Source organism: Actinosynnema sp. NPDC020468 (assembly GCF_040642015.1).
GTDB lineage: Bacteria > Actinomycetota > Actinomycetes > Mycobacteriales > Pseudonocardiaceae > Actinosynnema.
The window spans coordinates 36,370-43,174 of record NZ_JBFAEO010000064.1 but is presented as its reverse complement, the minus strand read 5'-3'; the positions used below and the strand labels follow the sequence as shown (position 1 = coordinate 43,174).

Sequence of the window (6,805 nt, the reverse complement as noted above, 5' to 3'; positions counted from 1 at the left end):
CCCCGGGGGGGGCGGCCGCAGACCGGCGGGCTCCCCCCGTCCCCCCCCCGCCCCCCCCCCCGCCACCTGCCCCCCCGGCCCCGCGCCCCGCCCTCCCCCCCCGGGCGCGTCGCGGAGCACCGGGTCACCCGGTGGTCGGCAGGTACCGCGGCGCGCGGCGGGCGTGGGTGGCCTGCTCGTAGGCGTAGGCGAACCCGACGAGCTTCGCGTCGGTGGCCCGGGTGCCCAGGAACGACAGGCCCAGCGGCAGCCCGTTCCGGGTGAACCCGGCGGGCACCGTGACGTGCGGGTAGCCGCCCAGCGAGTTGTTCCGGGTGGTGGACGCGAACGGGGTGCTCTCGCCCTCCCGGCCGAGGACGGGCGCGGGCCCCGACGTGAGCGTGACGATGGCGTCCAGGCGCTGCCTTCCCAGCACGTCGTCGATCCCGCGCCGGGCCTCGTCGGTGGCGGCTGCGCGGTGCGCCCGGTACACCGGGTCGGTCACGTCGCCGTCGGTCCGCTCGGCCCACTCGAACAGCTCCTGGCCGAACAGGCCCAGTTCGACGTCGGCGTGCTGCCGGTTGAACTCGATCAACCCCTTGAGGTCCTTGGGGTGCGCGCCGGGCGTGGCGGCCAGGTAGGCGTTGAGGTCGTGCTTGAACTCGGTCAGCAGCGCGGGGAGCAGATCCGTGTTGTCCTCGGACGGCACCACGTCCGCGCCCTCGACCACGGTCGCGCCCAACTCGCGCAACCGCTTGACGGCGTTGTCGAACACCTGGTCCACGTCGGCGCCCTGACCCTCGTGCCCCTTGCGCCACACGCCGATCCTCTTGCCCCGTACCGCGTCCCGGTCCAGCACCCGGCTCGGGTCGCGCGGCAGCGTGCCGGCGGCCGCCGCGGTGTCCGGGTCGGCCGGGTCGACGCCCTGGATCGCCCACAGCGCGAGGGCGGCGTCGGTGACGGTGCGGGCGATGGTGCCCGGGGTGTCCTGCCGACCGGTGATCGGCACGATCCCGCTGCGGCTCACCACGCCCAGCGTGGGCTTCACCCCGACGGTCGAGTTCAGGCTCGCCGGGCAGATCACCGAGCCGCCCGTGTCGGTGCCGATGGTCACCGCCGCCAACCCCGCCGCCGCGGCCGCCGCCGCGCCGCTGGACGAGCCGCACGGGCTGCGGTCCAGCACGTACGGGTTGCGGGTCTGGCCGCCGATCGCGCTCCACCCGTCGACCGACGGCGCGCCCCGGAAGTTGGACCACTCGGACAGGTTCGTCTTGCCGAGCACCACCGCGCCGGCGTCGCGCAGCCGTGACACCAAGAACGCGTCCTTGGCGGGCTTCGAGTCGACCAGCGCGGTGGACCCGGACGTGGTCGGCTGCCGGTCGGCGGTATCGGTGTTCTCCTTGAGCAGCACCGGAATCCCGTCCAGCGGCCCGCGCGTGGTGTGCGCGCGCCGGCGGGCGTCGCTCTGCCGCGCCGCCTCCACCGCGTCCGGGTTGACCCGGAGCACCGCGTGCAGCGCCGGGTTGATCCGGTCGATCCGCCGCAGGTAGCCCCGCGTCACCTGCTCGGAGGTGAACAGCCGCGCGTTCATCCCCTGTTGCAGGTCGACGATCGTCACCCGGTCCAAGACGGAGTCCACAGTGGACCCCACCACCCCGCGCTCCTCGGCGTGCGCCGCGAGCGGGGTGACCAGGCCGACCACGACCAGCCCGATCACCGCCCCGCGAACCGTGCTGCGGACGTTGCGCCGTGTCATCGGAAAACCCCTCGTGTCACCGGGCCAGGAACCCTGGCCGCCTACGAGAGCCGAACGTACGCAGGAAACGCCGTCCCGAAGTCCCCCACCGGATTGATCTCCGCCTACCCTCCTGGGGGTAGCCGGGGTCCACTACCGGACGACCGCCGGCCGCTCGCCGTCCAACGCGAGGATCGTCAACGCCGCGCACACGAGCACCACGTTCTTCAGCACGAACTCCCCCGTCGTCGTGAGCAGCAGGACGTTGCCACCGGTCACCGCGAGCGAGGGCGCCTCGAAGAACACCAGGAACGTACCGACCAGGTGCACCGCCACCGCGGCCGGCGCCAACCGCCGCGGCCGTCCCACGACCAGGGCCAACCCGAGCACGATCTCCACCCAGCCCAACGCGGGCAACAACCACGCGTCGTGCACCCAGGGAACCGTGGCCTGGACGAGCTCGGCCACCGGTGACCGCCCGCCGACCTTCAGCGCGCCGAACCACAGGTACACCGCGCCCAACGACAACCGCAGGCAGGGCAGCGCCAACCGGCGCAGCAGCGCCTCGACGCGGTCTCCCACGCGGTCGGGCGCTCCCGCGCCGACGGGAGTGGTTTTCATCGACATCTCCTGGACTACTCGTGCAGGCGGACAGCCCTCGGCGACGTCGATCACCCTAGCCCGCACCGACCCTTGTGGTCTAGACCACTTTCCGGGCAGTGCGGAATTCGGCCCAGGAGGTCTGCCCCGAACGCGCGCGACCCGAGGCTTGAGTCCTTTGTGGACAAAGGGGGTGACGGCCCCGGTGGAGTAGTCCTCGGACACCGGGGCCGCCGGAAATCGGGTGGAATCGGGTGCGGGCGGCGTCAGGTGGAGGTGATCTCCACGGTCACCGGGCCGGAGGCGGTGAGGAGGCCCGTCGCGGACAGGCAGCCGAGGGGGTTGGCGATGAGGCCGGTCACCGTGACCACGACGCTGTCGCCCTGGAACTTGCCCGCGATCACCACGCCGTTCAGGACGTCGGCGGTGAGGCCGGCGAGGATGGTGCGGGTGCGGTTGAAGAAGAACGTGGTGGTGTCGCCGGTGTTCCAGGTGATCGTCTGGGTGCCGTTGCCCGCCGCGCCGAGGGCCAGGCAGGACAGCGAGCCCAGGCCGCTGCTGAAGCTGGTCGCCGACTTGATCGCGGGGTCCGCCTGCGACTTGCACACGGTCAGCACGTGCGACTGGCTGACCAGCGTCGGGCGTTCGGTGAGCAGGAGGAGCCCGGGCGCGTACCCGGTGGCGGTGGTGCCGGTGCAGGTGGCGTCGAGGGCGGCCGCCGAGGCGGAGGGCGCGGCGGCGGCCAGGAGTCCGGAGAGCACGGCCGTCACGGCGGCCAGAAGGCGTAGTTTCATACCCCCACCTAGCCCCACCCGCCGGTGACCGGCAATCGGTGTCGTCCCTCCGCCGGGGTGGGTCACGCGGCGGTGTGCGGATCCGGCCGGCCGCGCACTCCCGGCGACCCGCCCCGCCGCGTGCCGGTCGCCACCATCGGGTGACGCCCGGCCTGTGGGCCGCGCGCGACTACCCACTGCACCGGTGGTGCCAGGTGTACCACCGCACCCCCAGCGGACCCGCCGCGCGACCGGCAGCCCGGGCCATCGCGGAAGACGCGCCCGCTTCCTACCGTCGGGAGCACCCTTCGGAAAGGAGTTCCAGTGCGGAGAACCCACGCCCTCGCCGCGGTGCTGCTGGCGGTCGGGGCGCTCGTGCCCGCGACACCCGCGTCGGCGGCACCGGCGTCGATCACCTGGCACGGCTGCGCGACGGGCCCCGACGACCGGCTGGGCCAGGACCTGGACGCCGCGGGCGCCCAGTGCGGCGACCTCGCGGTGCCGGTCGACTACCGGCGGCCGCGCGGTCGGACGATCACCCTGGCGCTGTCCAGGATCAAGGCCTCGGACCCCGCGCGGCGGCGCGGCGTGCTCATGATCAACCCCGGCGGACCCGGAGGATCCGCCATCCGGCAGGTGCTGCTCGCGGGCCACCTGCCCGACGTCGCGGCGCGCTACGACCTGGTCGGCATGGACCCGAGGTTCACCGGCCGCAGCTCGCCGCTGCGCTGCGACTGGAAGACCGACACCTTCATCCGCTCGGCCGGACCGGACCGGCGCTCGTTCGACGAGAGCACGGCGTTCGCCCACGACCTCGCGCGCGGCTGCGCGGGCCTGGACCACGAGCTGCTCCGGGCCGCGTCGACCCGCAACACCGCGCGCGACATGGACGCCGTGCGGGCCGCCCTGGGCGAGCCCAAGGTGTCGTACTACGGCGTGTCCTACGGGACCTACCTCGGCTCGGTGTACCTCCAGATGTTCGCCTCGCGCGCGGACCGGTTCGTGCTCGACTCGTCGGTCGACCCGGACCGGTTCGGACCGGGTCTGCTCCGCGCGGTCGCGCCGGCCGTCGCGGACGCGCTCCGGGACTGGGCGACAACCGCGACCGGACAGGGGCTCGGCGCGACTGCGGCCGAGGTCCTGTCCACTGTGGACGGAGTGGCGAAAGCCGCCGAGCGCCGGCCGCTGAAGGTCGGCGGGTACGCGGTGGACGGTCACCTGCTGCCGTTCCTGCTGTTCGCGGGCGTCTACCAGGACGACGCCGAGTCGCGCGCCGGGCTCACCGACGTGGTGCGCACGCTGCGCGACGCCGCGCTGGGCAAACCCGTCACCCCGTCGCCGGCGCTGGACGAGCTCCTGCACGGCCTGACGACGGGCGAGGGCCCGGCGACCGACCGGTCCGGGACCCCGATCGTCTGCGGCGACCGGGCGGCGTGGCGCGACCCGGACGCCTACTACCGGGACATCCGGGCCAACCGGGCCGCCGAGCCGCTGTTCGGCCCGCTGGCCCGCAACGTCAACCCGTGCGCGTTCTGGCCCGTCTCCCCCGCCGAGCCCGCCACCGCGATCGGCAACGCCACGCCGGTGCTGATGCTCGGCGCGACCGGCGACCCCGCCACGCCGTACCCGGGCCAGCTCGCCCTGCACCGGGCCCTGACCGGCTCGCGCCTGGTGACCGTGCCCGACCGGTTCCGGCACGGCGTGTTCCTGGTCGCGGGCAACGCGTGCGCGGACGCGGCGACCAAGGACTACCTGCTCGGCGGCGCGCTGCCGGCGGCGGACCGGACGTGCCGCTGATCACCCCCGCAGGTGGGTGAGGACGGCGAGCACCCTCCGGTGGCCGTCCTCGGCGGGCAGGTCCAACTTGGCGAAGATGTTGCCGATGTGCTTGGCCACGGCGTTGTCGCTGATGTCGAGCGCCCGGGCGATCGCCAGGTTGGCCCTGCCCTCCGCCATCAGCCCCAGCACGTCCCGCTCGCGCGGGGTGAGCCGGTCCAGCGGCCCGGTGGTGCGCCGCCTGGCCAGGAGTTGCCGCACCACGTCCGGGTCGATCACCGTCTCGCCGGCCGCGACCCGGACCACCGCGTCGGCGAAGTCCGCGATCTGCCCGATCCGGTCCTTGAGCAGGTAGCCGACGCCGCCGCGGCCGACCGGGCCGAGCAGTTCGGCGGCGTACGCGGTGGCGGCGTACTGGGACAGCACGAGCACCGCCACGCCGGGGTCGACCCGCAGCGCGACCGCCGCCCGCAGGCCCTCGTCGGTGTGGCCGGGCGGCATCCGCACGTCGGTCACGACCAGGTCCGGCCGGTGTTCGCGGGCCGCGACGAGCAGCGCGTCGGCGTCGCCGACCGCGGCCACGACGGTGTGCCCGAAGCGCTCCAGCAGGCCGATCAGACCCTCGCGCATCAGGACGGCGTCCTCGGCGAGCACTACGCGCAGTGGCACGGCACCTCCAGCCGGAGCGTCGTGGGTCCGCCCACGGGACTGTCGACGGTCAGCGTGCCACCCACGACCGCGACCCGGTCGGCCAACCCTCGCAGGCCCGTGCCCGCGTCCGGATCGGCGCCGCCGCGCCCGTCGTCGGTGACCGTCACGACCAGCAGGCCGCCCTCGACGCCGCCGTCCACGTCGACGCGCCCGGCGTCGGCGTGCCGGACGACGTTGGTCAGCGCCTCGGACACCACGAAGTACGCCGCGGACTCGATCGCGTCGGTCAGCCGCTCCCGCCCGGCGAACCCGACCCGCACCGGCACCGGGCACCGCTCCGCGAGTTCGCCCAGCGCGGCCGCCAGACCCAGGTCGGTCAGCACCCTCGGGTGGATGCCCCGGATCTGCTCGCGGATCGCGGTCGACGCCCGCCGCGCCTGGCGCTGCGCCTCGGCGACCAGCGCGCCCGCCCGCGGGTGGGCGTCGCCCAACTCGACCTCGGCGAGCCCGAGGTTCATCGCGAGCAGCACCAGGTGCTGCTGCGCGCCGTCGTGCAGGTCCCGCTCGATCCGCCGCCGCTCCGCCTCGAACGCGGCCACGAGCCGGTTCCGCGACGCGGTCAGCTCGTCCACCCGCAGGTCCCGCTCGCGCCGGGTCGGCGTGATCAACCACCGCGCGAACGCCGCCTGCCCCGCCGCGAGCGCGCACACCAGGTACACCGCGACGACCGTGCCCGGCAGCCCGAGCACGGCGCTGAGCAGCAGCGCGCCACCGATCGAGTCGGCCGTCACGGGCCCGAGCCGGACCACCACCACGCCGTCCCCGAGCAGCGGCACCACCGGTGCCAGCAGCACCACCACCGCGAGCAGCAGAAGGCCCAGCGCGAGCACGTCGACCACCAGCAGCACGGTCACCAGGCACAGCGCGTAGCCCAGCTCCCGCCAGGTGGCCCGCTCACCCGACCGCCGCCGCAGCCAGGCCCGGACACCGGCCTCCACAGCGGCGTGCGGACTCACCGCGGGCGCCCGGTCCAGCACCCGCAACCGCCGGCGCTCCACCGCGCCCACCGGTATCCCGGCGAACGGCAGCAGCGCCACGACCGGAACCCAGGCGAGCACCGCGACCGGAACCGCGCCCAGCAGGTACCCGACGCACCGCCACGGCCACGCGGAGCCCAGGAACCGCAGCGGGTTCCCCGCCATCGTCGACCACACGGACCTGTCCACACCCCGGATGCTAGGCGGCCGACCCCCTCGGCTCACGGGTGCCGGCCGCCGCCCCGGGGTACCCC

The 6,805-nt window shown here is 74.6% G+C and carries 6 protein-coding genes; 1 reads left to right on the top strand and 5 read right to left on the bottom strand.

Going from position 1 to position 6,805, the window contains the following annotated elements; genetic code table 11:
* Positions 1-124: 124 nt before the first annotated feature.
* The 3 genes from AB0G50_RS32250 to AB0G50_RS32240 form a co-directional block, all read right to left on the bottom strand.
* Positions 125-1,735: an amidase gene (locus AB0G50_RS32250; protein ID WP_360116473.1), complete on the bottom strand. Its 1,611-nt coding sequence runs from the start codon at positions 1,733-1,735 to the stop codon at positions 125-127.
* A 132-nt stretch (positions 1,736-1,867) separates the two neighbouring features.
* On the bottom strand, positions 1,868-2,335 hold the full coding sequence (locus tag AB0G50_RS32245) for a DoxX family protein (RefSeq protein WP_360116470.1): 468 nt from the start codon (positions 2,333-2,335) through the stop codon (positions 1,868-1,870).
* 245 nt (positions 2,336-2,580) lie between these two features.
* A complete protein-coding gene (locus tag AB0G50_RS32240; protein ID WP_360116467.1) occupies positions 2,581-3,108 on the bottom strand; it encodes a hypothetical protein in 528 nt (175 codons plus the stop codon).
* Between the two features lie 303 nt (positions 3,109-3,411).
* On the opposite strand from AB0G50_RS32240, the gene AB0G50_RS32235 reads away from it, so the two are divergent.
* Positions 3,412-4,884 carry an alpha/beta hydrolase gene (locus AB0G50_RS32235; RefSeq protein ID WP_360116464.1) on the top strand — a complete coding sequence of 491 codons (1,473 nt, stop codon included), beginning with the start codon at positions 3,412-3,414 and terminating at the stop codon, positions 4,882-4,884.
* On the opposite strand, the gene AB0G50_RS32230 is transcribed toward AB0G50_RS32235, so the two are convergent.
* Positions 4,885-5,526, bottom strand: a complete 642-nt coding sequence (locus tag AB0G50_RS32230; protein ID WP_360116476.1) for a response regulator transcription factor — start codon at positions 5,524-5,526, stop codon at positions 4,885-4,887. It abuts the gene before it with no gap.
* Positions 5,517-6,740 (bottom strand): sensor domain-containing protein, encoded by a 1,224-nt coding sequence (locus tag AB0G50_RS32225; protein ID WP_360116461.1) that lies wholly within the window; start codon positions 6,738-6,740, stop codon positions 5,517-5,519. The genes AB0G50_RS32230 and AB0G50_RS32225 overlap by 10 nt, the downstream gene beginning before the upstream one ends.
* Between the last annotated feature and the right edge of the window lie 65 nt (positions 6,741-6,805).